The organism is Streptomyces sp. NPDC033229, from assembly GCF_055576875.1.
On record NZ_JBVIQR010000210.1, the window covers coordinates 1 to 1211 of the forward strand.

Sequence of the window (1211 nt, forward strand, 5' to 3'; positions counted from 1 at the left end):
CTGAGGAGCTCCTGGCGGTGAAGCTCGGCATGATTCTCGACAACATCCGCAAACGCGCCGACAAGCTCACCGAGCAGCGCCGCGCAGACCTCGACGCGCTCGGCATGCGCTGGACCAGTGGCGCGGCGGGCAAGAGCGCGCGGTAGGAACGGCCTGGAATGCGGCAGGGCCCGGATCCAGATGGATCCGGGCCCTTTTCAGCAGTAGCGGGGGCAGGATTTGAACCTGCGACCTCTGGGTTATGAGCCCAGCGAGCTACCGAGCTGCTCCACCCCGCGCCGGTGATCCCCACCGTACGCCATCACAGCAGGCGCCGCGGACCACTTCCTGCCAGGGCCGGTTCTTCTATGCGGCGAAGCCGACGTTGGTGACGTACTCGTACTGGCCCCACTGCGAGCCCAGGTCCGGGAGTACATCGGCGGTCCATGCATCGTCCAGGCCCCGGTAATCACCGGCCGCCCAGGAACCGACGATCTTGTCCCAGCGGCGTACGTTCATCGTCCGGTACTCGATGACGCGCTGGTGTGGCCGGGCGACCTGGGACTGGTTGAGGGGGTGGATCTCCACCCGGGTCCCGCGTCCCTCGCGGTTCAGGCGCTTGAGGAGGTGCCGGGCGACGTTCTGCCGACGCACCGCCCTGTATGCGGCGTCGATGCGTTCCAGGTTGGCCTTCGACGGCCGGCGCTTGCCCTCCAGCCACGCCTTGAGCGTCCGGTCGGTGACCGTCAGCCCGGCGTCCTGTGCGGCTTTCCGGCTCTTGCCCGTCTTCGTCAGGTAGTGCAGGCGCGCTATCAGGCCGCGCTTGGCGGTCACCGGGGTGGCGATGCCGCCCGCGAGTTCGTCGAGCTTGCGGGCCACGGCGTCGCTGCCCCTGATGCCCCGGGCACCGAATCTTCCGAAGTCGAGGTTCCTCTCCGGCATTACCCCTCTCCCTCCCCTTCCGCCTCCGTGTGCTCGGCCGTGCCAGCGATGTAGGTGTCCTTGACCTTGACTTCGGTAACGCCCCGGCCCTCGGGGAAGACACCGCGCCAGTCTCCAATGACATGGAGCTCGTCGGTGCCCATCGCCCGGACGACCACAAGGCCCTCGTCATGCGCCTTGAGCGCCTTCAGCCAAAGGTTGGAGAACGCCTGCGAACGGATGATGTGCATCCAGTCCGGACGGTACAGCTCCCGGTTGTAGTTCGACTCCCCCATCGTCGAGACGAACTT

1 protein-coding gene, 1 tRNA gene and 1 pseudogene are annotated in these 1211 nt (G+C 67.0%); all 3 read right to left on the bottom strand.

Annotated features, from left to right (window positions below; all coding sequences use genetic code 11):
- Positions 1–204: 204 nt before the first annotated feature.
- Positions 205–278, bottom strand: a tRNA-Met gene (locus ACZ53N_RS37445).
- 67 nt (positions 279–345) lie between these two features.
- Positions 346–921 carry a transcriptional regulator gene (locus ACZ53N_RS37450; protein ID WP_466986379.1) on the bottom strand — a complete coding sequence of 192 codons (576 nt, stop codon included), beginning with the start codon at positions 919–921 and terminating at the stop codon, positions 346–348.
- Positions 921–1211, bottom strand: a pseudogene (locus ACZ53N_RS37455) (hypothetical protein); the annotation flags it as partial. The gene ACZ53N_RS37450 and the pseudogene ACZ53N_RS37455, both read right to left, overlap by 1 nt.